The sequence below is a fragment of the Enterococcus sp. AZ141 genome (assembly GCF_051714385.1).
Classification (GTDB): Bacteria; Bacillota; Bacilli; order Lactobacillales; family Enterococcaceae; genus Enterococcus_D; species Enterococcus_D entomosocium.
On the sequence record NZ_JBIORT010000001.1, the window covers coordinates 2,959,119 to 2,985,171 of the forward strand.

At 42.4% G+C, this 26,053-nt stretch carries 21 protein-coding genes; 4 read left to right on the forward strand and 17 right to left on the reverse strand.

Annotation, left to right across the window (positions count from 1 at the left end):
• Positions 1–22: 22 nt before the first annotated feature.
• Together IGI89_RS13690 and IGI89_RS13695 are read right to left on the reverse strand one after the other, a co-directional pair.
• Entirely contained in the window at positions 23–973 is a 951-nt protein-coding gene (locus IGI89_RS13690; RefSeq protein WP_086317402.1) for an alpha/beta hydrolase, read from the reverse strand.
• 177 nt (positions 974–1,150) lie between these two features.
• The gene (locus IGI89_RS13695) at positions 1,151–2,242 is read right to left on the reverse strand and encodes a DUF871 domain-containing protein (protein WP_005236098.1); all 1,092 of its coding nucleotides are present in this window, start codon (positions 2,240–2,242) and stop codon (positions 1,151–1,153) included.
• Positions 2,243–2,424: 182 nt separating this feature from the next.
• Between IGI89_RS13695 and IGI89_RS13700 the strand changes: the two genes are divergently transcribed.
• Positions 2,425–3,174 carry a peptidylprolyl isomerase gene (locus IGI89_RS13700; protein ID WP_008381897.1) on the forward strand — a complete coding sequence of 250 codons (750 nt, stop codon included), beginning with the start codon at positions 2,425–2,427 and terminating at the stop codon, positions 3,172–3,174.
• Between the two features lie 51 nt (positions 3,175–3,225).
• Here IGI89_RS13700 and fabZ read toward each other — a convergent pair whose 3' ends face one another.
• Positions 3,226–3,666 (reverse strand): 3-hydroxyacyl-ACP dehydratase FabZ, encoded by a 441-nt coding sequence (fabZ, locus tag IGI89_RS13705; RefSeq protein ID WP_005226178.1) that lies wholly within the window; start codon positions 3,664–3,666, stop codon positions 3,226–3,228.
• Between the two features lie 206 nt (positions 3,667–3,872).
• Between fabZ and fabI the strand changes: the two genes are divergently transcribed.
• Together fabI and IGI89_RS13715 are read left to right on the forward strand one after the other, a co-directional pair.
• A complete protein-coding gene (fabI, locus tag IGI89_RS13710) occupies positions 3,873–4,628 on the forward strand; it encodes an enoyl-ACP reductase FabI (RefSeq protein ID WP_005236100.1) in 756 nt (251 codons plus the stop codon).
• A gap of 147 nt (positions 4,629–4,775) precedes the next feature.
• On the forward strand, positions 4,776–5,693 hold the full coding sequence (locus tag IGI89_RS13715; RefSeq protein WP_061054089.1) for a mechanosensitive ion channel family protein: 918 nt from the start codon (positions 4,776–4,778) through the stop codon (positions 5,691–5,693).
• A gap of 35 nt (positions 5,694–5,728) precedes the next feature.
• Here IGI89_RS13715 and cbpB read toward each other — a convergent pair whose 3' ends face one another.
• From cbpB to IGI89_RS13755, 8 genes are all read right to left on the reverse strand, one after another.
• Complete coding sequence (gene cbpB, locus IGI89_RS13720; protein ID WP_438735855.1) at positions 5,729–6,232, reverse strand: cyclic-di-AMP-binding protein CbpB; 504 nt, start codon at positions 6,230–6,232, stop codon at positions 5,729–5,731.
• 109 nt (positions 6,233–6,341) lie between these two features.
• The gene (locus IGI89_RS13725; RefSeq protein WP_005236103.1) at positions 6,342–6,854 is read right to left on the reverse strand and encodes a metallophosphoesterase; all 513 of its coding nucleotides are present in this window, start codon (positions 6,852–6,854) and stop codon (positions 6,342–6,344) included.
• Entirely contained in the window at positions 6,851–8,203 is a 1,353-nt protein-coding gene (gene rph / locus IGI89_RS13730) for a ribonuclease PH (RefSeq protein ID WP_061054088.1), read from the reverse strand. Before rph ends, IGI89_RS13725 begins: the two co-directional genes overlap by 4 nt.
• Positions 8,204–9,019, reverse strand: a complete 816-nt coding sequence (gene racE / locus IGI89_RS13735) for a glutamate racemase (protein ID WP_008381904.1) — start codon at positions 9,017–9,019, stop codon at positions 8,204–8,206.
• A gap of 231 nt (positions 9,020–9,250) precedes the next feature.
• Positions 9,251–9,907, reverse strand: a complete 657-nt coding sequence (locus IGI89_RS13740; RefSeq protein WP_005236107.1) for an amino acid ABC transporter permease — start codon at positions 9,905–9,907, stop codon at positions 9,251–9,253.
• A 17-nt stretch (positions 9,908–9,924) separates the two neighbouring features.
• Complete coding sequence (locus IGI89_RS13745) at positions 9,925–10,572, reverse strand: amino acid ABC transporter permease (protein WP_005226186.1); 648 nt, start codon at positions 10,570–10,572, stop codon at positions 9,925–9,927.
• An 11-nt stretch (positions 10,573–10,583) separates the two neighbouring features.
• Positions 10,584–11,393, reverse strand: a complete 810-nt coding sequence (locus IGI89_RS13750; protein WP_008381907.1) for a transporter substrate-binding domain-containing protein — start codon at positions 11,391–11,393, stop codon at positions 10,584–10,586.
• A gap of 18 nt (positions 11,394–11,411) precedes the next feature.
• A complete protein-coding gene (locus IGI89_RS13755; protein ID WP_008381909.1) occupies positions 11,412–12,149 on the reverse strand; it encodes an amino acid ABC transporter ATP-binding protein in 738 nt (245 codons plus the stop codon).
• Between the two features lie 267 nt (positions 12,150–12,416).
• Here IGI89_RS13755 and trpS point away from each other — a divergent pair, with 267 nt between their 5' ends.
• Positions 12,417–13,424 (forward strand): tryptophan--tRNA ligase, encoded by a 1,008-nt coding sequence (gene trpS / locus IGI89_RS13760; protein ID WP_438735743.1) that lies wholly within the window; start codon positions 12,417–12,419, stop codon positions 13,422–13,424.
• Positions 13,425–13,825: 401 nt separating this feature from the next.
• Here the strand turns inward: trpS and pheT are convergent, their stop codons facing one another.
• From pheT to lepB, 6 genes are all read right to left on the reverse strand, one after another.
• Positions 13,826–16,246, reverse strand: coding sequence for a phenylalanine--tRNA ligase subunit beta (gene pheT, locus IGI89_RS13765; RefSeq protein ID WP_438735744.1), 2,421 nt, complete (start codon positions 16,244–16,246; stop codon positions 13,826–13,828).
• Positions 16,247–17,293, reverse strand: a complete 1,047-nt coding sequence (gene pheS, locus IGI89_RS13770; RefSeq protein WP_005236117.1) for a phenylalanine--tRNA ligase subunit alpha — start codon at positions 17,291–17,293, stop codon at positions 16,247–16,249.
• A gap of 357 nt (positions 17,294–17,650) precedes the next feature.
• Positions 17,651–17,971: a winged helix-turn-helix transcriptional regulator gene (locus IGI89_RS13775; protein ID WP_005226192.1), complete on the reverse strand. Its 321-nt coding sequence runs from the start codon at positions 17,969–17,971 to the stop codon at positions 17,651–17,653.
• Positions 17,972–18,038: 67 nt separating this feature from the next.
• Complete coding sequence (gene addA / locus IGI89_RS13780) at positions 18,039–21,716, reverse strand: helicase-exonuclease AddAB subunit AddA (protein WP_438735745.1); 3,678 nt, start codon at positions 21,714–21,716, stop codon at positions 18,039–18,041.
• Positions 21,709–25,326, reverse strand: coding sequence for a PD-(D/E)XK nuclease family protein (locus IGI89_RS13785; protein ID WP_008381921.1), 3,618 nt, complete (start codon positions 25,324–25,326; stop codon positions 21,709–21,711). Before IGI89_RS13785 ends, addA begins: the two co-directional genes overlap by 8 nt.
• A 124-nt stretch (positions 25,327–25,450) precedes the next feature.
• Complete coding sequence (lepB, locus tag IGI89_RS13790) at positions 25,451–25,999, reverse strand: signal peptidase I (protein WP_005236123.1); 549 nt, start codon at positions 25,997–25,999, stop codon at positions 25,451–25,453.
• Positions 26,000–26,053: the final 54 nt, after the last annotated feature.

Sequence of the window (26,053 nt, forward strand, 5' to 3'; positions counted from 1 at the left end):
CTTTTTTAGAACCGGCACTTTTTTATTCACTTGCTGGATGATCGTATTTGTCCAAAAAAGCTGCAATGTTTTCTTTATAAAGGTCTGGATCTGTTTTGTAGCTTTTCGCATGCTCGGCACCTGAAACAACCCACTTTTCTTTTGGTGCGTCGGTCGCGTTATACAAAATATCCAGCATCGAATAAGGAACAAACGTATCCGCATCGCCATGGATAAAAAAGATCGGACGCGTATTCTTTTGCAGTTGTTTGACTGCATCTGCTTCACCGAAGAAATACCCCGCTCGGATTTTTGTGACAAGACTAGTGACATTCATCAATGGAAAGGCCGGTAGACCAAACAATTGATCGAGTTGATAACCCAATTCTTCATTGACGTTGGTATACCCACAATCTTCAATAATAGAAGTGACATTTTTCGGTAAGTCTTCCCCACTGGTCATCATTACCGTGGCAGCCCCCATACTGATGCCATACAAAGTGATCGTTTCTTCAGAACCATTTTTTGTGAGTACTTCATCGATCCATTGCAAATAATCCTTACGTTCGTGCCACCCAAAACCAATATAATCTCCTTCGCTTTGACCATGCCCTCGAGCGTCTGGAACCAAGACATTATAGCCTAAATCATGATACATCTTAGCGTAGTCCGCCATCGTTTCTGCGTTCCCCATATAGCCATGCGCGATGATCGCCGTTTTCCCGCGATTCTTCTCCTCCGCCGGTAGATAAATGGCGGATAATTTTAAATCATCTTCAGAAGTTAGCTGCCACATCTCACGATTTGCTGGATCTGTAAACCAATTTTGCGATTCATTTCCCGTCTGATTTTCATCCGTACCAGGGGTATCTCCTTCCAAAAAATCTTTTTCTGAAGGAACCACCGCATAATCATAAAAATAGTTTCCTGCATACCCTAACCCCGCAATTGCTAATACAGCCACTCCGATGGCAATCTTCCAGCGCAATTTCACACTTGTCACGTCCTCTTGTTATATAGTTTACATAATATTATTATGGTTTCATCATTCCTCAAGGAAAGAACCCACTACATAAATTACCGTTTTTTGCTCATGTTTGTCAATCGCAAGCGCCCAAAAAGAAAACCATTGCCAACAATCTTTGTTGGCAATGGTTGATTTTCGTGGTAATTAGTTATTTTCGACCAATTTAAAACTTGACCAAGGTTTCAAAAATTCTAATAAGAATAGTTCCTCATCAGCGATCTTACCAACGACATTGACTCGACCATCATTTTTCATTGCTTTCAAGGCGATTTGCGTCTCCCCTTTGTATTGTCCATAGCCAGCATTATCGATCAAGACATCCCCTCTTACCATATCACGGGTATCATGAGGTGGAAATTCCTTGTCTTTATAATAGATCCGCGTCATCGTTGAACGCAAGATATATTCCGAACGATCTCCTCGATAGCTGTGCAGATTATCGAAGAGACAAATTCGTTCATCTTCAGTGATTCCGTCAACGACATCGACTCTTAATGTCGGATAATCCGCGTGAAACGCTTCAGCCATTGCTGCCAATTCTGCTTCTGAAGCATAGGCATTTCCAACAGAGATATCATCGATCAAACCCGTCAACACTAAATGTTTGACTTGCGTAGCTAGTGGCAGATCACGATGATCTTCCAAAGAGCATAAACCATCTTGTGTTGGCCATGGACCGAAATCAGCTTCGTGAGAATTCACGAAAGCCATCGTATTTAAATTGTATTTGCGGAATTTTTCCGAACAAAAAACGAAATGGTCGTAGCCCAACCCTGAATAGCGATGAGGATAGAAGTTATGCGAGCCGAGTAAATTTTCAGTATTAGGTGAATAACTCATGATGTTATCCACGTAGCTCGTACCACTGCTCATATTGATTTCGATTTTAATCCCGTAAGGATTACGCGTCATTTTGGCTTCTTCTGAACCAGTAAAACCAATATCTAACCGAACACCGTAAGCGCCCATCTCATCAAAGAAGGATAAATCATCATAAGAAATACCTAGCTGTTCGAATAAACCAGGATTGATATCTACCATGACTTCCATTCCTAACTGATTGGCATAATCCACGACTTGTTTAAAGTCTGCCAAGACTTTTTCTTTGTCATCGTTGATTTGCAGCAAACTGGTAAATACCCGTTTAAAGCCGTATTTGTGTGCCAAGTCTAAATACGCTTTGTCCTTTTCAAACGTTGAGCGCTCTGGATAAATCGATATCCCTAATTTTCCCATCAAAAAAACCTCCTGTAAATTCTATCCGTTTATTATAATGAATCCTCTTTCATTATAGCAAACATCTAAAAAGTGGTCTACACCTTTCCGCCTGTTTCTTTCTCATTCCACAAAATCTGCGCTTTCTTCTATGTCTCTTTTTTGTTATGATTATCATTAAGAAAACTGGAAGGAATGAAAGAATGAAAAAAATCCTATTCACACTGACAGCAGCTGCTAGCCTTTTATTATTAGCTGCTTGTACAGGTTCAAGTACCACCGATCCCTCATCAAGCAATTCGGCAGAAAGCACGTCGACCTCAGAATCCGTTGACTTGAATGCCCTGGAATTGCCGCAATTATCAACGGATGTGCAAGAGAATGAAGCTTTAGTTGAAATGGTGACGGAGGAAGGCTCGATCAAAATCAAACTTTTCCCAGAGATTGCACCCAAAGCAGTCGAAAACTTTTTGACCCATGCCAAAGATGGTTATTATGACGGCTTGACTTTCCATCGTGTCGTAGAAGAGTTTATGATCCAAGGGGGCGACCCTAATGGTGATGGCACTGGCGGAGAAAGCATATGGGGCGAAGGATTCGGCGAAGAATACTCGAACCAGCTTTATCACTTGCGAGGCGCATTGGCAATGGCAAAATCAAGTGCGCCAAACAGCCAAGGCAGTCAATTCTACATCGTTCAAAATGATCAAGACGTATCCGACGGTCTAGCGATCCAACACTATCCTGAAAAAATCATCGAAGCCTACAAAAATGGTGGAACACCACAATTGGACGGTAGCTATACCGTTTTTGGTCAAGTGATCGAAGGCATGGATGTCGTAGATAAAATTGCGCAAGCAGAAACCCAAGACTCTGGCAATGGTGAGAATTCTCAACCGGTTGAGCCAGTGAAGATCGAAACGATCAAGGTCTTACAAGAAGCCAAAGAATAAATAAAAAAACCGCTGAAGTCTCCGATACTCGGGAATTTCAGCGGTTTTCTTTTACTTTTGGTCGCCTACGATAAAGGTAAATTCGCACTCAGCAGCTTTTTTGCCATCCACTGTCGCTACCGCATCAGCAGTTCCAACGGAGCCTTTGATTTTGGTGATCTCAAAAACAAGTTTCATAGTATCTCCCGGAACAACTTTTTGACGGAATTTGGCTTTGTTGATGCCGCCGATATACGCCGTTCTACCTTGGAATTCCTCGGATTTCAAGATCAGGATCGATCCTGCTTGTGCCAATGTTTCTAAAATCAAGGCACCCGGCATTACTGGATTTCCCGGAAAATGACCTTGGAAAAAGTCTTCGTTGATAGTAACATTTTTCGTTGCGATAATCTTTTTGCCAGACTCGATTTCATCGACATAATCAATATATATAATTGGGTAGCGATTTGGAATCAAATCCATGACTTCTGTTTCAGTCAATAGTTTTTTCATGGTTTCCCTTCCTTGCTTAAGAATTTATTATAGTTTGATTATCAAAGTATCATAGTTCAGCGGAATTCGCAACTAAATATTTATTAAGAAAAAAATAGTTTGACAATCAAACAATTATGCTTAATAATTAGAAATCAAGATAGTTTGATTTACTATTTGTCATTATACGTATTTTATTATTGTTGAATTTATTAAGGAGTGGAATTATGAGTTTTTTAACCGGTAAAAAAGTTGTCGTCATGGGCGTTGCCAACAAACGCAGTATCGCTTGGGGCTGTGCACAAGCATTAAAAGCACAAGGAGCCGAAGTGATCTACACGTATCAAAACGACCGCATGAAGAAGCCTTTAGAGCGCTTATTGGAATCTGATGAATTTGTAGTGGAGTGTGACGTCGCTAATGACGAAAGCATTGCTGCCGCCTTTGATACAATCAAAGAATATGCTGGAGAGATCCATGGTGTCGTCCATGCCGTCGCTTATGCTAATAAAGAAGATCTTTCTGGCGACATTTTGAATATTTCTCGTGACGGTTATGCTTTGGCGCAAGACATCAGCAGTTATTCATTGATTGCCGTCACTAAATATGCCAAACCAATCTTAGCTGAAAATGCTGGAATCGTTACCCTTTCCTACTTAGGTGCCGAACGGGCAGTACCAAACTACAACATGATGGGTATTGCGAAAGCTGCTTTGGAATCAAGTGTTCGCTATTTAGCTGCCGAACTTTCACCGCAAAAGATCCGTGTCAATGCGATTTCAGCTGGCGCCATCAAGACGCTGGCAGTAACTGGTGTAAAAGACTATCAAAAACTGATCCAATTGTCAGAGGATCGAACACCAGATCATATTGGTGTAACGATCGAAGAAGTCGGCAATGCTTGTGCCTTCTTGATCAGTCCTTTATCAAGCGGGATTATCGGCGAAGTGATTTTTGTTGATAAAGGCGTTCATTTATCTTAATCAATAATTGTCATAGAAAAGTCTGCTATTTGCCTACCCGTTGGCTGAGCAGGCTTTTTCTGAAAAAAACAGGTATTTCAGAAAACCTCCTTTGCATTTCTATTTTATCTTCGTTAAAATAGATGCAGTAAGACTTGGAGGGATTTTATGAAACAACTGCTACTCGCAGCTAGCACGACCGATTCAAGTGGTTCCAGCATTACTGAACCAGCAGCTGCTCAGCTCAATGCATTGCAAAAATGGTGGGCGTCCATCGACTGGGAATCGATCATTGGCCTACTGATTCAAAAAGCATTGATGTTGCTTTTTTTATGTATCCTATTCGGTATTTTATTGAAAATAAGCAATATGATCATCGATCGGATCTATCGTTCCTATGAAAAAAAAGCCAGTTTCAATGTGAGTCGAATCAACACGATCCATACCCTGATCCGCAATACGGTTCATTACACATTAGGCTTCTTTTTTGTCTATGCACTCCTTTCAACCATCGGCGTACCTGTAGGCTCGCTACTAGCCGGTGCCGGAGTCGTCGGTGTCGCCCTCGGTCTCGGCGCCCAAGGCTTTATGAATGACTTGATTACTGGCTTCTTTATAATTACCGAACAACAAATCAACGTTGGTGATTACGTCCGCTTGACCAACCTGACGCTTGAAGGTACGGTGACGGCCGTCGGTATTCGGACTGTTCAATTAAAATCCGTGGACGGAACCGTTCATTATATCCCAAATCGTAACATCACGACCATCAGTAATACATCCAGAGCCAATATGCAAGTCGTGGTAGACGTACGTATCTTACCCTCTGAAGGCTTAGATGAAATACGTGCCATCATTGAAGAAGTCAATGAACAGATTGCTAAGCAGCATGAAGAAGAGATTCAAACGGCCCCTACGGTCTTCGGTTTGGTGGATCTAGGAAACAACAACTTTGCAATTCGCACGACCATGTATGTGACCAACGGTACGCAATGGAAAATCAAAGAGGAATTTTTGGCCGCATCGATCGATGCATTAACTGCCAAAGGCTATACGATCCCCAATGCGCCGATCGTCGGTATTTAAAAAAAGGTTATCCCGAAACTGGGATAACCTTTTTTCTATACCACATGCAGTTCATCTGTCATCTTTGGGGCATCTTCTTTAGAAATCAGCAAATAGCGTCTTTCAATTTCGTGCGCCAAATGATTGACGGATTTTAAAATCTCTTTGCGGGTGATAATCCCAACAAAGACATTGTCATCATCAACGATCGGCAAGAATGCTTGATCTACTAACAAATGCAGCATACTTTCCAACTCATCGTTTTCTTTGATGCAATTCACATTGACTTCCATGACATCTGCCACAGTCAGCCCTTCAATATTTTCCATACTGAAGCCAGTGAGATCCATCATGCGTTCTACGATGTTTGAGAGGCTGATTAAGCCGACTAAATGGTCCTCACTATCTAGTACAGGGATCTTTGAATAGCCCACTTTTGATAAAACAAGCAATGCGTGACTCAAAGGGTGGTTATAAAATACCGATGCCACATTTTCTGCCGGCACCAAGAAATTTTCTTGGTTCTCGAGTAATATTTTTTCTACGATCTGTCCTATCAATCTAATTGCCTCCATTTCACAGCTACTCTTCTATTTTACTTGAAAATGAGAATAGAAAGTTGAAACCTGCAAAATTATAATGAAATTTTTACTTTTTGATTCCGCTTACTTAGCGTGTGAAAACAAAAGCTAGCTCAGGGACTTTATGAAAGGAACGATCATAGTATTGGATTGCCCATTGTTCTGGCGTACTTTCGATAATCGCAAAGCTTTTGATTTGAATTTGCCCTCGCGGTTGGGAAATACTGCCGGGATTCAAGAAAAGCCGATTCCCAACTTTCTCACAAGCAATTTGATGCGTGTGACCAAACAGTGCGATCGAGGCATCGGCTTGTTGCGCTTGCAGCCCTAATTTCGTTACACCAAAACGGACATCTGCTAAGTGGCCATGAGTCATATAGATGGTGTCCAGCGGCGTTTTGATGATACGCTCATTGGGAAAACCACCGCCATAATCGCAATTGCCGCAAACGACTTGAAAAGTATCCCACAAAGGGTCTGTGTCAGGTAGTTCGGAGTCCCCACAGTGCAGGAATAAATCGACTTGATTTTCGAATTCATTTTTAAGATCAACAAGAATTTCACGATCTGAATGATTGTCACTGACAACTAAATATTTCATACATTTTCTCCTTCTAACCACTCCTGCCACTGTTCCTGCAGCTTTTTGATTGCTAGACCACGGTGGCTGACTCGGTTCTTTTCTTCTTGACTCATTTGGGCTGCGCTTTGCTCTGAACCATCAGGAATAAACAATGGATCGTAACCGAACCCATTTTCTCCACGGGGGATACGGCCGATTCTTCCCGGCCATTGAGCTTCAACCACCAAACTATCTTTTCCTGGCGCTGCGAAAACTAACGTACAGTGAAATTGAGCACTGCGCTTGTCATCTTCGACATCCGTCAATTCGTAAAGTAATTTTGCATTATTGGCAGCGTCACTTTTTTGCTCACCAGCAAATCGAGCAGAGTACACCCCTGGTCGCCCCCCTAATGCATCGACTTTCAGTCCTGAGTCATCAGCTAACACCGGTCTTCCCAAAATTCTGGCGATGGTTTCCGCTTTAAGGCGGGCATTTTCTTCAAAGGTGGTGCCGGTTTCTTCAACATCCGGCAAGGAAGGATAGTCTTTTAAGGTGCGGACATCGTAACCTGCTGCGCCAAATACGGCTTTAAACTCCTTGGCTTTTCCTGGATTGCCTGTAGCAATGACAATCGTTTTTTCGGGAATCTCATAAGGGGGTTCATCTGGTAAAAACAGTGCCTCTTTTTGATAGGCGATCAATTCTTCGATGGCCGTTTTTCCGTAGATCAGCATCTCATTCAACTGCTGACCATCAAAGGTCGCTTCTTCCCCAGTTCCTTGCAATTCGACAAATCGACCAGATTCCGTCATCACCAAATTCATGTCAACAGCAGCTGAAGAATCTTCTTGATAATCGAGATCAGTCACACAGGTACCATCTGGTAAGATCCCGACACTAATTGCTGCCAAATGCTCCTTGATTGGATCTTCCGTCAATGCTTTGTCACGCAACAAGGTATCGATAGCTAAACGCAACGCGACAAAAGCGCCGGTAATACTGGCTGTTCTGGTACCGCCATCCGCTTGGACGACATCACAATCGACGACGATACTACGTTCCCCTAATTTTTCTAAATCAACTACGGCTCGTAAGGAACGAGCGATCAGCCGTTGGATCTCCATCGTACGACCAGAAAGCTTGCCTTTGGCACTTTCTCGACGATTACGAGTGTTGGTCGCTCGTGGGAGCATACTGTATTCGGCTGTGACCCAGCCTTTTCCCGTATCTCGTAAAAACGGAGGGACCCGATCTTCAATCGTTGCCGAACAAATCACGGTTGTGTCACCAAAAGAGATCACAACCGATCCTTCGGGGTGTTTGTAGACGTTGGTTTGAATGTTGACTGGTCTTAACATTGTTTCTTTTCTGCCATCATGTCGCATTTAAAAGCCTCCTAAATCAGTGTGAATCGATGAGATCGTATCTAAATCAAGCCAATCATTGGCGATCTCATCAAATATTTTCGGTGAACCAGTAGTAAAGAATGCATGTTGCGGATGCGGATCGTCCTGACTCGTTGCTGCAATGGAAAAATAGTCCAACAAGGTACTGACTTCCCCCACCGTTTCTGCCCCTGAATCAATCAGCTGGATATGGGCGCCTAATTCATTTTGGATCAAAGGGCGCAATAAAGGATAATGAGTACAGCCCAGAATCACTGTATCTAACCGCTTGTTTTTCAATGGACGCAACGTTTCCGCCACGATTTTCTTGGCGACCGAGCTATGGTATTGTTTGCTTTCTACGATCGGCACAAACTTTGGGCAAGCCAAACTGACGACTGACGCATGGGGCGCTTTGCCATGAAGAGCGCGCTTGTAAGAGTCGCTTTTGATCGTTCCATTTGTTCCGATGACACCGATTCGCTGGTTTTTGCTTGCTTTGACTGCTGCTCGACTACCGGGCAGGATCACGCCAATCACCGGGATCGCTAGTTTTTCTTTGATTTCTTCAAGGGCGACCGCTGTCGCTGTATTACAAGCGATCACCAACATTTTAATGTTTTTTTCTAATAAAAAACGGGTCATTTGCCACGTATACGCGATAACTTGCTCAGCAGGTCTCGGACCATACGGGCATCTGGCTGTATCTCCCAGATAAAGAATCGATTCGTTGGGTAATTGCTTGATTGCTTCTTTGACGACCGTCAACCCACCAACACCAGAATCGATAAAACCAATTGGTCTGTTGTTTGTCATAGTTTCCATCCTTTACATGAAAAAAAGAGTTTGGTGCGTTTTTCTCTCTTATTCATTTTGGACTTTTTTTGTCTATTTTTCAAGTATTCCTTTCGTTTGCTAAAAAAGCTTTCCCAAAAAACACGAAACGGTCAAAAAGAAAAAAAGCCCCAACGATTGGCTCACAACCCACAAGTTGCACTTGCATGGGTAAAAGACCGATCGTGGGGATGATTTTGTCGATTATTCTTTTTAGTAATCGTACTGACGTTTTTCCAAAAAGCCAGAAAGCAATGATAATGCATAACAAACCAAAAAGTATAAAACAGTCATTGCCAAAAACATAGGCAAAACATAGTTTGTATTTTGACCATAAATGATTCGAGCATGATGAGTCAGCTCTGGTAAAGAAATAATCACGGCTAATGACGTATCTTTGATCAAAGAGATCAACTGACTGACGATCGCTGGCAACATCGCTTTAAATGCCTGTGGCACGACGATACTCCGCAATACTTCGACATAGCTTAGCCCTGTTGACAAACCAGCTTCCATCTGCCCTTTTGGCACAGCATTCAAACCAGCACGAAAGATTTCAGAGAGCATCGCTGATTCAAAAATCGTCAACGCCACAACCGCTGACCAAAAAATATTAAAGCGGATACCGATCTGCGGCAATGCAAAGTAAGTGAAAAAGATGATCAAGAGCAAAGGCAAGTTACGAATAACATCGATCACGACACCTAATACTTTAGAAAAGACCGGGATCGAGCTGAAGCGCAAAATGCCGGCGATCCCTCCGATAATAAAGCTAAATAAAATCGATAGGATCGACACTTCAACTGTTACCCGCAAGCCATCGATCAAGAAGCGAATGTTAATCGCTGAAAAAGCTTCAAAAAAATCCATAGTTCGTTAGCTCCTTTCTATGAGCGGACAGCCCAACGCCGTTCCAAGTAAACCATCAAATAAGACAATGGTAGGGTAATGATCAAATAGAAAAGACCAACAATGATATACGTATCGAATGTATTGAAGGTCTCACTTGCGATCAAATCCCCTTGATACATAATATCTAATCCTGCGACCATCGCCAAAATTGATGAGTTTTTAACAAGATTGATAAATTGATTGCCTAACGGCGGTACGACGATCTTAAAAGCCTGAGGCAAAATAATGTAACGCATCGCTTGGCTGTACGTAAAACCAGAAGACAAGGAAGCTTCCATCTGGCCTTTAGGAACCGTTTGAATCCCTGACCGGATCGTCTCAGCGATAAATGCCGATGTATAGATCGTTAAGCCAATCGTTCCCGCTTGAAAACCGTCAAAAGAAACCCAATACATTGGCACAACGACATAAAAGAACATCACGATGATCAATAAGGGAATATTTCTAAAAAACTCAACATACGCTTTGGCAATCCCTTTGATGAGGCGATTGTCTGACAACTGAAAAATTGCCATTAAGGTTCCGATCAAAAGACTAAAAAACAGTGCGATCAAACTCGCCATGACTGTGTATTTAAAGCCTTCAATAAACTGACCGGTATACGTTTGAAATAATTCAACCATTCAGTTTCCTCCTACTCTACTTTTCCTGATTCGTCTTCAGGGAACCACTTGTTGTATATCTCATCATAGGTTCCATCTTCACGCATTTCCCGCAAGGCTTGATTCACTGCATCAAGAAACGGCTTTTGTCCTTTATTGATGGCAATCCCATAAGGTTCTTCTGTAAAAGTTTCGCCAACTAAATGGTAATTGGGATTTTCACTCGCCATCCCTAATAAGATCGCATTATCCGTGGTCATAGCATCCCCTTGACCAGATTGTAAAGCAGTAAAGGCTTCCGCATAATTCTCAAGTTCTAAAATTTGCGCTTCTGGTGCTGCTTCACGGATGTTCACAGCTGAGGTAGAGCCTTTAACGACCAATACAGTGGTGTCTGCGGTCAAATCTTCGATCCCTTGAATAGGACTGTCTTTGGCAACTAATAAAGATTGACCTGCATCAAAGTAGACATCGGAAAAATCGACCTGTTTTTTACGTTCTTCTGTGATAGTCATCGTGGCGATGATTGCATCGATGTTGCCGTTTTTCAAAAGAGGAATCCGGGTTTTTGAGGTAACTTCAACAAAGATGGCATTGCCATCACGACCTAAAATTTTCTCAGTGATTGCACGAGCGATATCAATATCGAATCCCCGTACTTCTCTAGTCGCGATATCCATCAATCCAAAAAGACGGGTATCGTTTTTTACGCCCCAAACGATCTGATTCGTCTCTTTGCTGTTTTCTAAAATATCGATATCTGCGGCACTTTGTCCTTTACAACCTGAGAAAGTCACAAGGGCAAAGGCTAAGACTAGAAAGGAAAATATTTTCTTTCTCATAAGGGTTCCTCCTATTGCTTAATGATTTGTGACTTTACTCAAGAATTGTTTTGCACGTTCGTCTCTTGGTGCATCAAAGAATCCATCGACATCGCGCCGGTCTTCTAAGACTTGTCCTTCCGCCATAAAGACGATTCGATCTGCTACTTCACGGGCAAAGCTCATTTCATGGGTAACAACGATCATGGACATACCTTCACTGGCAATTTTTTTCATGACATCCAATACATCACCAATCATTTCTGGATCCAATGCTGACGTTGGCTCATCAAAAAGCAGCATCTCTGGTTTCATCGCAAGCCCTCTGGCAATTGCGACCCGCTGCTGTTGTCCGCCGGATAACATGGAAGGATAGGAATCTTTTTTATCTAACATCCCTACCCGATCAAGAAGTTTTTCCGCCAAATTGATGGCTTCTTGCTCATTTTGTTTTAATACTTTAATCGGTGCCAACGTAATATTTTCTAACACGGTTTTATTTGGATACAAGTTGAAATGTTGAAACACCATGCCGATGTTTTTTCTAATTTCTGTCATTTTGACATCTTTGTCAAACAAGTTCTTACCATTGACCAATAATTGACCACCTGAAATGGTTTCTAGGCCATTAATCGTACGGAGCATTGTACTTTTACCAGATCCTGAAGGCCCGATAACAACAACGACCTCACCTTTTTCAAATTCAAGGTTGATGTTTTTTAATGCATGGAACTTTCCGTAATATTTCTCTACGTTCTTAAATTCGATCATTGCCATTGATTCACACTCCTAGCTTTTTTTAAAATTAAATGAGTAATTGGAAAGATTTGATTCATATTATAGCTCAATCTTTTTTCATTTGTAAAGGTTCTTTTCCAATGTTCCCCCCTTATTTCTGAAAAGACAAGTGCTATTTTACTTTGATGTGAGGTTTTTGTCCATGAAAATTTTTCTCACCCCATCAGATCACAAGGAGAACCGGTTGTTTCTTTTGCTAAAAAAAGGTAAGATAAACCATATAACAAAGGAAAAGGTGGAAAAAAAGTGAATACGATTTTAACTGGCGACCGCCCAACTGGCAAATTGCATCTTGGCCATTATGTGGGGTCTTTAAAAAAACGGGTCGAAATGCAAGCTGACCCTGAAAATCAGCTTTATATCATGGTCGCTGACATGCAGGCACTAACAGATAATGCGAAAACACCTGAGAAGGTCTCAGCGAATATTTTAGAAGTTGCTTTGGATTATTTAGCCGTTGGATTGGATCCAGCAAAAACAACGATGTTTATTCAATCGCAAATCCCTCAGCTCTCTGAATTGACGATGTATTATCTCAATCTAGTCAGTGTTGCTCGAGTACGACGCAATCCAACCGTTAAAGCCGAAATTGAACAAAAAAAATTTGGTGAAGGCGTTCCTTCTGGTTTCTTCATCTATCCTGTCTCTCAAGCAGCGGATATCACCGCTTTTAAAGCAAATTTAGTCCCAGTCGGCGAAGATCAAAAACCAATGCTGGAACAAACGCAAGAAATCGTGCATAGTTTTAATTCTACGTATAGTGAAGTATTAGTCGAACCAAAAGCGGTTTTACCGCCAAAAGGCATGGGACGTTTAGCGGGGATCGATGGGAACGGGAAAATGAGCAAATCATTGAACAACGGCATTTACTTAGCTGATCCAGCCGATGTATTACAAAAGAAAGTGATGAGCATGTACACGGACCCAAATCACATTCATGTCAACGACCCCGGACAAGTTGAAGGCAATATGGTCTTCACTTATCTTGATGTATTTGGTAGCGAAAAAGAAAAAATTGCTGAATTAAAAGAACATTACACCCGTGGTGGATTAGGCGATGTCAAAATCAAACGCTATTTGATCGATGTTCTAGAAGCCGAATTTGCACCGATTCGTGAACGCCGTGAAGCTTTTGCCAAAGATCCCGGTGAAGTGATGAACTTACTAAAACTTGGTAGTGAAAAAGCTGAACAAGTTGCCGCTCAGACGTTAGCTGAAGTCAAAAATGCAATGGGCATCAATTACTTTGCTTAAAAAAACAAGCCTTTACGGCTTGTTTTTTTGTTTACAAATCGGAATGAATTCTTTCATGCAAAACCTATGTACAAACTCTGTGTTAGATTTCACGAGAACACTTCCTCCCCAGACTGACACTTTGTGTATTTTGATTTGATGCTGTTTCTTGCGCAAAAATCGAGGAGCTGTCCTAAAAAATAACTTCATAAAACGCTGATTAGAAAATGCATTTTTTCAGCCTAGCCAGTGTTTAAAAAAGGTTGTACCAAAAAAGCTGGAATGCCTTCTATAGAGAAATCTTTTAAGGCTTTCACTCAACTCCTAACATTTTTGTGTCATCTGAGCATCTATTATAATAGTAGAAAACGTTCCCCACCCAACTTCTTTGTATGGTGGAGAACGTTTTTCTACTTATTTGATTAGCGGATTTCTGCTTGAACGTTTTCTTCTAAGTTACGAGTAATTTTCGCTATTGCTTGATTGATCTCTTCATCCGTCAGGGTAGCTTCCGGATTGCTAAAGGTCAGACTGTACCCTAGAGATTTTTTACCTGCTTCAATGTTTTTCCCTTGATAAACATCGAATAAACGAATATCACTTAAGAAGCGACCTGCACTTTCACGAATGATTTCCATCACGGATTGGTTATCGATCGTTTCATCGAGCAAGAGTGCCATATCTCGGGTCACTGATGGGAACTTAGAAACTGGTTGATAGACCAATTGTTCTGTTTTAGCTGCTAATAACTGATCTAAGTTCAATTCAGCAACATAGGTTTCACTCACTTCGTAGGCTTTGGCGATCGATGGGTGGACTTGTCCCAAGAAGCCGATTTCTAGGTCATCTAGCAAGATCATTGCCGTACGCCCAGGATGCATCTCTTTGATATCTGCCGTTTTTTGATAACGAATACGGTCGGTTAATGCCAACGAATCAAAAAGATTTTCTAAAATGCCTTTCAAATGGAAGAAATCAACTTTTTGAGCTTGGGTTTGCCAGTCTTTCTCATGGATATTTCCTGTCAATGCTAGCCCTAAGTGATTGACTTCTGTTGGCAGTTCGTGTTTACTGTCGCCCGTTTGATAGAAGACGCGACCAATTTCATATAAAGCAACACGATTGTTTTTACGTGCCAAATTGTACGCAACGTCGTCTAACAAACCTGAAATAAGATTCAAGCGCAAGACGGCACGCTCTTCGGTCATTGGCCAATCCAATCGAGTCACTTGGCTCGATTTATCCGTAAATTGTTGTGCCTTCTCTTCCGTTGTCAAAGCATAGCTGATGGCTTCACTGACCCCGTTGCCTTCCAAAAGAGTCCGAACTTCTCTAGTCAGACGTTGCGCTTTGGTTAAATGACCGGCAACCGTTTCTCCTTGCGGTAAAGTCGATGGCAAACGATCATAACCGTAAATACGCGCCACTTCTTCAATGATATCTGCTTCGATCGTAATATCCCAACGACGAGGTGGGACTGAAACAATATAGCTGTCTGCTTCTTGACGATGACCAAAGCCTAATGCATCAAAGATTTCTTGCACTTCTTCATTAGTGATTTCTGTGCCTAAATAGCTATTGATCCGTGCTAAAGTAATCGCAACCTCCACAGGTTCTACTGCTACTTGGGAACCTATTACTGCCTCTTTCAAGACCGTTCCGCCAGCAAGTTCCGCAATCAGTGCTGCTGCTGCATCACAAGCTTTTGCAACCGTTGCTTGGTTGATCCCTTTTTCAAAACGAGCGGATGATTCGCTTCTTAAATTGAATTTTTTCGAAGTCAAACGAATCGCTAATGGATCGAACAAGGCCGCTTCTAAAGCGACTGTGGTCGTCGTTTCCGTGATTTCAGAATCAAGACCTCCCATGACGCCTGCGAGCGCAACGGGTGTCGTTCCGTTGGTGATAACGATGTCTTCTGGGGAAAGCTGACGAGTTTCTCCATCTAAGGTAACCAGGCTTTCATTTTCTTTGCCGCGACGTACCAGTATTTCCTTGCTGTCTAGCTTTTGATAATCAAAGGCATGCAATGGTTGACCAAATAACAGTAAGATATAATTCGTCACGTCCACGACATTATTGATTGGACGAATGCCTTCATTCATCAAGCGATTTTGCAGCCATTGTGGACTTGGGGCGATCGTTACGCCATCAATGATTCGAATTTGGTAGGCGGGTGCATCCGTTGCTTCAGTGACCTTCACCTGAATTTTATCGGCAGCAGCTACTTCACTTTCGGTAAGCGCAATTTCAGGAAACTTCGGTGTTTGCCGATAGATTGCACCGACTTCATAAGCAACCCCCCGCATGCTCAACGCATCCGCACGATTCGGAGTGATCGATAATTCGATAATGTGATCATCCATATCAAGATAAGGAAAAACCGGTGATCCTGGTTCTGCTTCTGCTGGTAAATAATAAATTCCTTCTGCGTATTCTTTGGGAATCACGCTATCGGCATATCCCAACTCTTGCAACGAACAAATCATGCCGTTGGAAACTTCTCCCCGCATCTTGCCCTTTTTGATTTTTACGTTGCCCGCGATTCGAGAGCCTGGTAATGCCACGATGACTTTGATGCCGCTTTTGACATTCGGCGCACCACAAACGATCTGTGAGTCTTCATCCTCGCCAATATTTACTTGGCAAATTGATAGATGATCAGAATCTGGATGTGGTCGGCAGTCGGTCACTTCTCCGACAACGATTTTTTTTAAACCCTCTTCAGGCACGTCAATACCTTCGACTTCGATCCCCGTCACTGACATTTTATCCGCCAGCTCTTTGGGTGTGATCTCAGACAGATCAAGGTATTCATTTAACCATTTGTATGATACTAACATTTATTGTTCCCCCTTGAACTGGCGAATGAAACGCACATCATTTTGATAGAATTGGCGAATGTCGTTCACGCCGTAGCGCAGCATTGCCACTCGATCAGGACCTAAACCAAAAGCAAATCCTGAATATTGGGTTGGATCGATCCCTGACATTTCTAAGACGTTAGGATGCACCATTCCAGCACCGAGGATCTCGATCCAGCCAGTTTGTTTACAAACATTACAACCGGCACCACCGCACTTGAAGCAGCTGACATCGACTTCGACCGATGGTTCTGTGAAAGGGAAATAGCTTGGTCGCAAGCGAATTTGGCGATCTTCCCCAAACATTTTTTGCATCATGACTTCTAAGGTTCCTTTTAAGTCACCCATCGTAATATTCTTATCGATTACCAAACCTTCAATTTGATGGAATTGGTGGCTATGGGTCGCATCATCTGTGTCACGACGGAAAACTTTCCCGGGTGAGATCATCCGCAGCGGCCCTTTAGAAAAATCATGAGTCTCCATTGTTCTCGCTTGCACTGGTGACGTATGGGTTCGAATCAGCACTTCCTCTGAAATATAAAAAGTATCTTGCATGTCTCTGGCTGGATGATCCTTTGGCAGATTCATCCGTTCGAAGTTGTAATGATCTTTTTCCACTTCGTAACCTTCGACTACTTGGTAGCCCATACCAACAAAGATATCTTCGATTTCTTCCATGATTTGCGTTAGCACATGGCGTGTTCCTCGGTCCATCTTTTTACCAGGCAACGTCACGTCGATGGATTCTTCAGCAAGAGCTTTTTCCAAGTTTGCTGCTTCGATAGACGTCTTGGCTTCTTCGATCGCTTCTGTCAAGATATCACGAATCTCGTTGGCATAGCTCCCCACCTTCGGCCGTTCTTCCGCAGAAAGATCTTTCATTCCCCGCAGAACTTCTGTTATGGGACCTTTTTTTCCAAGCACTTCCACTCGAATCTGATTTAAGTCATTCATGGTTGGACTTTCTTTGATTTTAAGCAATGTCGTTTCCTTCAATGCTTCTAATTTCTCTTGTAAAGACATGTATTTCCTCCTTCTATGCTGTGAATAGTGTAAGAATAAAAAGACTGGATTGACTGAATAAAGTGAGTATCATTCGTATAAAGACAAAAAAAGACATCATCCCTTAAAAAGGAACGACGTCTCGTGTTACCATCCTCATTCGCGAAAAAAACCGCGCACTCACTTCGGCTAACGACAGCAAAACTGCCGACTGACTGTAATCAGCAAGCTCCAGAAGTGAAATTCATTTTTCGAATACAGGACTTGCTTTCAGTCTGTGACAAGTCTCCCTTTTTCTGATTCAGCCAAATTACTAGTTTCTATCAACGCTTTTTATTTATTCATTTAAGCTTAGTTTACCTAATTTCCGGTGAGAAATCAACTGCATTCTTCCTCACGCACCCAGGTTTCTGCCCAACGCTTCACACTCATCATACTCTTTTCAAGAGCAATACCTCTTGGCGTCAAGCAGTAAAGATTGTTTTCTTTGCAGACAATTTCTTCCCGCTCTAATTCTTTCAAGCGTTCGACTAACACCCGATCACTCACTTGAGGAATCTTGTTTGCTAACTCAACAAATCTTTGTTTGCCGTCTTCAAGAAGGACATCAATGATCAAGCCGTTCCACTTTTTGCCTAAAATAGAAAAAGCTTTTTCAAATTTAGGACAAAGGGCGTAATCCGATTCTACTTTTATCATTCTCCATCACCTCTTTTACCTATTATAGCATATGACTTACGAATTGTAAGAAACTAGGATCGATCAGCTAGAATGCCACGATCATTTTAGGTTTTAACAGCACTAAATAGGTCTGTTTCACTGGTTTGTTCAATGCTTTCTCCAATGCTTGGCAGTAGAGTTTCAATTGACCATAATATCGTTCGCGCATTTTCTTTTCAATCTGAGCCTGACTGCCGAAAACATCATCTGTTTTAAAGTCATATAAAATGATTTCATCCGCCAATTCAATATAGCCGTCGATAATACCATGGATCAAAAGCGGCGCATCTGGTTCGTCAAACCCTTCAAAGATCGTATCAGCCTCTTTTAGCATCGAAAACGGCTGCTCCCGCTTCACCACATCAGAGGATCGGTTCAGCAGTTCACCTAGTTCAGTTTGATAAAACCACAAAATGCTCGATCGGTCAATTTTTTTGGCGATTTCTTCAGAAAAAAATTGCTTTTTCACGAGTTCAGCAATCAGGAGCTCCAAAGTATCTTGTGTTGGCGTCATTCCTAATGGAATCATTTGCAAAACCGTATGTGTTGCTGTCCCGATACTGCTGGCGAGAGGCTTCGTTTCCTGCAGAAATTTTGGTTTCGCCAATTCATCCTGTACGTAGCGATATTGCTGAGGATTCGTCTTCTCGGAAACCGACCGCCATTCCAACAAAGTGGTCTGTTGATCATCGGGATCGTTATAGAGTCTTTTCAATTCTGATACAGATTGATAACTAGTCGTTTGGGTCGCTTTTTGATAAGGATAGCGATATGCTAGGCGTTTCAAAAGATCATCGATATTGCTATCTGGCGCAAGCAATCGTTTAGACTCCTCGACTGGCACAAGGGTCTCTTGGACTTGTTGCGTGATCGTTTCTTGATTCCACCATGACAGACGAAAATGAGCAGGATGATCGATCGTCCGCTTGCGCTCTGACGCTTCAGAGAATACTGCTTCCATATCTGGATGGCGCATCAGGGTCCGTCCGACCCAATCCATCAAGCTCCCCCGGGCAACAAGCCGTAATGCAGGATCAAGAACCATCTCGGCTTGTGTCAGGCCAGATTGCCAAGTCTTAAAGGCATCCGCTTGATTTTTATAGGAGCCCACTAAGAAAAGCTTCTGCTCTGCTCGTGTCAATGCTACGTATAATTTTCGCATTTCTTCTGACAAGGCTTTTTTCAAACGAACTTGCTTGATGGCTTGAAACGGCAGTGTCTCAAATTTAAGGTTTTCTGCTGGATTCACATATTGGATCCCAGCTCCCAGCTGTTCTTCAAAGATATAGCGTTTTTGAAAATCTTGGTAGTTAAAGAATTTTGTTGTATCCAGTAAGAACACAACAGGGAATTCCAAGCCTTTACTTGCATGAACGGTCATCACTCGAACGGCATCTTCTACAGGAGTAGCCACAGGCTCCGCCAAATCTTTGTTTTTTTCTTGCATTTTTTCGATGAAGCGAATGAATTGGTACAAACCACGGAAACTGCTCTTTTCGTATTTTTCAGCTCTGTGTATCAATGCCACTAAATTTGCATAACGCTGCTGTCCTGCAGGAAGTCCCACAACATAATCCAAGTAAGCAGTATCTTCATAGATTTGCCATAATAAGGTTGGGATCGGTAATCTGCGTGCTTCTTCGCGCCATTGATTTAGTTTGGCTAAAAACCCATCCAACGTTTGCCACAAGGGTGACTCTTCTTGTTGAACATGATAATCCAATACTGCATCATAGTAGTCGCTGGAACGATTCGCTAAACGGATCTCAGCCAATTGATCTTCTGTTAGGCCGACGATTGGCGAACGCAAGACCGCCACAAGGGGGATATCTTGGTACGGATTGTCAATGATTTGCAGCAAAGAAACGACGGTTTGGATTTCCGTTGCCTGAAAATAGTTTTGAGCATCATTGACCGCCATCGGAATCCCAAACTGCTTAAAGACATCCAAAATGACAAGATTGTTTTTACGTGTAGGGGTCAATAAGACGATATCGTTGTAAGTGATTGGTCGATTTGTTTTGGCTTTTTTGTCATAGATCATGAATTTTGATTCAATCAACTCTCGAATCTTCAATGCAGTAATCTGCATTTCACCCTCTGTTTTGTCATCGATCAATTGTTCTTCGGATTCATGCTCTTTTTCATATAACAAGAGCTCTGTGGCAAAGGCGTCGCTTTCTGGAAAATGAGGAAAACCGGTAATCAAGGCTGCCGCCTCATCATAAGGGATTTGTCCAACCCGTTCATCCATCAGCTGTTGAAAAACTAGATTCGTAAAATCCAATACGTCGGAGCGAGAACGGAAATTTTCTGCTAAGACGATTCTCCGCCCACCATTCTCCGTTTCAAATGCCAAGTATTTTTCGATAAATAGCGTCGGATCTGCTAGTCGAAACGAATAGATCGACTGCTTTACATCCCCCACCATAAACATATTGCCGGGGTTATGATCGACTTGTCTCACCCAATATAAAATTGCCTCTTGCAGCCGATTGACGTCTTGATATTCATCGACTAAAACTTCTTCAAAGCGATCACGATAATAGGTCGACGCTTCACTTCCGCTACCGTCTCCTTGTAAAATCTGCAAGGTGAAATGTTCCAAATCATTAAAGTCTAAACGGCCTTTTGAAAGTTTCCTTTCTTGGAATGCTTTCATAAACGCTTCGGTCATAGCTGCCATTTTTTCAACGACAGGTGCGGACCGATGAAGCAGCTCCATCATTTCAGCCGGTGGGTATGGAAAGGCCGCTTTCAATTGCTCAACCAATTTTTTCGCATCATCTCGCAAAGGTTTAATTTCTTGAGAGAGTTCCTTTTGTTCTGGTTTGCGAAAAGCTGGGTAGCGAGCAAAACGCAACACTTGGATTTGCTCATAGAAGCCATCAACATCGTCTGAATCAAGCAGAGCCTTTAAGGTTTCCACCATTCCTAATTCGGTATCGATCAATAGTGCCGCTTTTTCCATCGCTTCATCAGAACGGGCATAGTCTTGCGCCGCCTGCAGCAAATGCGCCGCTGTCTTCAAGTTTTCTTGCAAAGTCGGCTTGATTTGCGATTGGTACAGGGTATTTTCAGCAAAGGTTTCTTTGCCGATATAGTGATCACTTAGATGAGCTAACCAGTTTACTGGATCCGGATTTGCTCGGGCAAAGTCATAAAGAGACAGGATCAGATCCCCGACGCCTTCATCGGAACGATCACTAGAAAAATTTTCCGTCAAACGAAAGAACGCTTCATCATTGGCTTCATATTGTTGATCTCTCAGCTGTGTCCAGATTTCTTCTTTCATCAATAAAATTTCGGTTTCATCAGTCATCATGCGGAAATTTGGATCTAAATCGATCAAATAATAAAAACGCCGAATCACAGTTAAACAAAACGCATGCAAGGTAGAAATGTTAGCTGTCGGCAATAGCTGCAACTGACGGACGAAGTGCTGACGCTTTTGCTCGTCACTTTCTTGATTGATGGCCTGCTGCAATGCCGCTTGAATCCGTTCTTTCATTTCTCGAGCAGCTGCTTCGGTAAAGGTCACGATCAGTAAAGAATCGATCGTCGTTCCTGCTTTTAGCTTTTCAATCACTCGCCGAACCAAAACGGTGGTTTTGCCTGAACCCGCTGAAGCGGAAACGAGGATATTATCCCCTTTATCAAAAATGGCTTGCCATTGGGTATCCGTAAAGGTTTCATTTTGCGGTTTTAAAGGGGTCTTACTCATCTTCTTCCTCCCTTAAGCGATGGATAATCTCATCTTTAGATAAGTTTTCTAAACGGTGGTACTCATTTTCTTTCAACAATACATCAAAGTCACAGATGCTGCGAAACGGACAAAACTCACACGCCCTTTTTTTGTCTTTTAATTTATAAGACGGGTTTAAGGCGATTTCACCGCTCAACAGCTTCTCACCACTTTGTTGCATATTTTTCCGATTGTGTTTTCTTAATAGTTCAAGCTCTTCTTCTGTATAAAACTTGTTTTTCGCCTGTGTTGTTTTTTGATAATTGCCGTTTTTGTCTTTCCGAACAGGAAATACCGGCGAATTTTTGCTGGCTTCAACTTCCTCATCGAGTAACGGGAAAACAGCCGGTTCGTCAATAAACAACCCGTCATACTTGAAACGTTTTAAACGTTCTTCTTCACTGGCTTCTTGTCCGTCCAAAAGCGGATTATGCACATGCAGATAATATGCCCCCGCTGGTCGAACCTTTGGCGAACCAACCAGTTGGACAGCATCCGTCAATGCGACGTCGAGATACGTGATCAACTGCATCGCAAGTCCGTAGTAGGCTTCAGAAAGGTCAAAATCTCGGCTGCTAGATTTATAGTCAACAACGGAAAGCCATTGTTCTTCTTCCGTTTTCGCCGTATCGACACGATCAATCTTCCCCCGCACATGTAGTTTCCCGCCAGAACTTAATGGTAATTCGATACCGTTAATCCCATTTGAGCCAGCGATCTGGCCGAACAGCACCTCCGTCTTTTCAGGACTAAAATGCATTTTTTGTCCTTGTTTCGCTAATGCCCACGCTACTCGCTGAATCGTCTTGCCTAATTGATACCGAATAAAATTCATCCGAGCAGAACTCGTCAGTAAGCGATAACGGCTTTCGCCAAAAATTTCCTGCAAAACGACTTCCACAAATTGCACGCGTTGGTCAGCAGTTAACTGGGTCAAGGAAATATTTTCAGCAATTAGGACTTTGACAAAGCGGTCCAACGCATCATGGAAAAACTCACCGGTCATTGCTGGATTTAAGCCATAAACTTCCCGTTCTTTTAACCGTAATCCGTAGCTGACGAAATACTTGTATTCACACTGATAGAACGTCTCCATCTGAGAAATGGAGCTGTAGATCGACGGGCCATATAGCGCCGCAGCTTGTGCTTGAGACAAAGGAATCGGAATATTTTGATGGGTTTGGCTTTCAAATACTTGGGCAGCTAAATCTGTCCATTCCGAACGTAACAGCGCTTGTTTCAGTTGCTCCCACACTCGAGGCAAATTCTCTTTGTTTTTTTGCGCTTGCTGACTGAGATTATTGATTTGGTAGATCAGGCCACGATAACTGCCAACATAGTCTCTCGGGTCACTGACTAGCGTCAAGATCCCCCGCTCTTGCAGTGGTACATCCAAATGCTTGACCACGCGGTCTAAATAAGGCGACATCTTGATGTTTTGCTGTGTATCAAAATTAACGGCATAGGACAGTGATAAGTGCTCTGTCGCTGAAAGCAAGACAGAATAAAAGGCAAATGGTTCTTTGACACTGCCTTCCACCACTGTGTCTCTAAGGTATTTCTCACCATTGAATAACTGATTGAAATGCTGACGTTCTTCATTCGTCAACAATGTTTTATTTTCCATTTTTCTTGGCAAAGCCGTTTCATTCAATCCCGGTGCAAATGTGATCTTCGCTTGTTTCGGACGTGCCAAATCAAGGCGGTTGATGTTGACTTGGTCGATCGCTGTTGGGATCTTTCCGAATGTGACATTTTCTAAGCCAGTCAATAAGACATCTTCAAAGAGCGCAAAATCAAAGGGCTCATCTCCATAGATCGTGGCATACTCATCCAGCAGATCCATTAAAGCTTGCCATGCTTGTTCATGATTGCGGGCTTGATCTAATTTTCCTTGTTGGATTGCCTGGTCTCGCCAATGCCTCAGCTGTTGCTCGACACCCGCATTCAGTAAAAAGCGATACAGCAGTTCTACGGCATCTCGATTTGTTCTAGCTGCTGTCAGCCAATCGAGTGTATCCACGACATCTTGCTTGAAAGCCCTGCGAAGCTGATTGGTGTACGCCGTCAAATCCACTTTGTCCACTGCTTCTTCTTCCGATTGTAAATACTCGATCAGTTCCCAATCTTCGTTTCTCGTCCAACTCGCTCCTTGGAAATCATGAGCCAGCGCTTTGTTCTCGGTAATATCCACCAACTTACGAAACTGGTCACGCCCAACAAGCCAATCTGCTTCGGAGCGATAGGCTGCCGGTAAGTAAAGTTCCGTTCTAAGCAACCGTAAAATATCATTTAAGCGAAAGCCATAGGATTGACAAGCAAAAAAAGCATTCAAAAACTCAACCAATGGATGTTGCGCCATCATCTGCTCTTCATCGATATAAAAAGGAATCTCAAACTCAGTAAAAATTTTAGGAATATACTGATGATAGACTTCTGGTTCGGCGATCAGTAATTGGATATCACGATACCGTAATGTTGGGTACCGTTTCTTATCACTCATCATCCCGCGGATCGACGCTGCGATTTGACGAATCTCTTCTTCGGGATTCCCAACTTTCCAGACAGCCAAGAAGTCTTTGACGGACGTCTGCTGATGATAATTGGCTTGTGATTGGGTCTGCCGCCAAAAAGTTTCTACTTCCTTGTATGCCTGCGGGATCGATCCCTCGTCTTCTTTGTCCACCTCTTGGTTGACGGAAAGTTTCTGATCTAAGTAAATGTTCACTTGATTGTCACGAGCAGAACTGATCAACTGATAATAGGTCCGTCCTGCTTCGTAAAATAAATTCAATGGCGTGGGCATCTCTTGTGGGTACCCGCGATCCAAAATAAGATCAATCACTACATGACTTCTCTTCATCAGTACTTGAATCAACTGTTGCTCTTGTGTTGAAAAAGCGGAGAAACCGCTGATAATAAATAAGGCGTGGGAAAGATCTGGCGCTTTGTTCAAAGAAACAGTGGTTGGCATTGCATGATCCACCGAGGAATCGCCCAGCAAGGAACCTTCCAGAAAGCGTGTCAGTAAGGTGATCGGTTGTTCGACTTGCAAGGCACGCTCTAGAAGTTCTTGTTCAAATCGTTGAAAAATTATCGCTAATTCACTGTATTTTTTTTCTTCGTCTTGGGTTGCGCTTGGTGCAGCACCACCTGCTAATAAATCTTCGATCCCCAATCGACTTGTATGCATTTCTTGATAGAAAGCCAATAATTGTTGGATAAAACCCGCTTTGTTGATCTCACCACGGTATAAGACGAGTTCTTCTTCTAGTTCCAAAAGCAGCTTACGCATGATCATGGAGGCACCATTTTCAGTGATGGCATTTTGAGAAAGCAAGCCGGTTTGCTGCAGATAAAACCAAGCCAAACGGTGAAAACTATACACTTGCGCGCGAATAGAAGCAAAATCTTCTACGCGATCCTCTTTCAGTAATTGAAGGATCTCGCGCTCTCGTTCAAATTTGTTGTAGTTAGGTACCAGGAAAAATACTTCTTGATGGTCTTTTTCTAACCAGCTTTTTGCATTTTCTATCACTGCTTGATCATGACGACAACGGCCATCGCCAAGAATAAATCGTAAACTCATGAAAGGACTCCTTCTCTCCATCGTCTTTTAAAAAAATCCACTAAAAAATCAGCGACACGCTTTTTCGAATGCGTCTTTATTTTTAAGAGACTCTCCTTAAAAACAAAATAACAATCGCAGAATTTCATTCTTTGCCTACCATACCAAAATCGGCAATTGGCCAGAAAACAAATTTTACATCCCCCAAAATTGTTGATTCATCGATCAGACCTAATTGACGACTATCTTTGGAAATTCGACGGTTATCCCCTAACACTAAAATTTGACCTTCAGGAATGACTTCAACACCAAATAACCCCATATCAAAATCACTAGTCAACGGAAAGCCATCTGCGACAGCTGCTTTGAATTCATCCAAGTAGGGTTCATCATATGCTTGTCCATTGATATAAAGGGTATCGTTTTGATAGGAAACCTGGTCGCCAGGTAATCCGATTACGCGTTTGATATAGTTTTTGCCTGCTTCATCCGGTGCTTCAAACGTTATGATATCGAAACGTTCGATCTCGGTATTTTTCAAAGCAATCACCCGCTCACCATCATGTAATGTGGGGTCCATCGAATCTCCTTTTACGATCACAGGGGTAAAGACATACTGTCTTAATAACAAGAGGAATAAAGTAAAGATCACGACAAATCCTACTGTTTTTAAAAGCTCTTTTACTTGTTGCACGCGTCCCTCACTCCTTGAATGTTTTAACTATATTTCCCAAGAATCGAACAAACA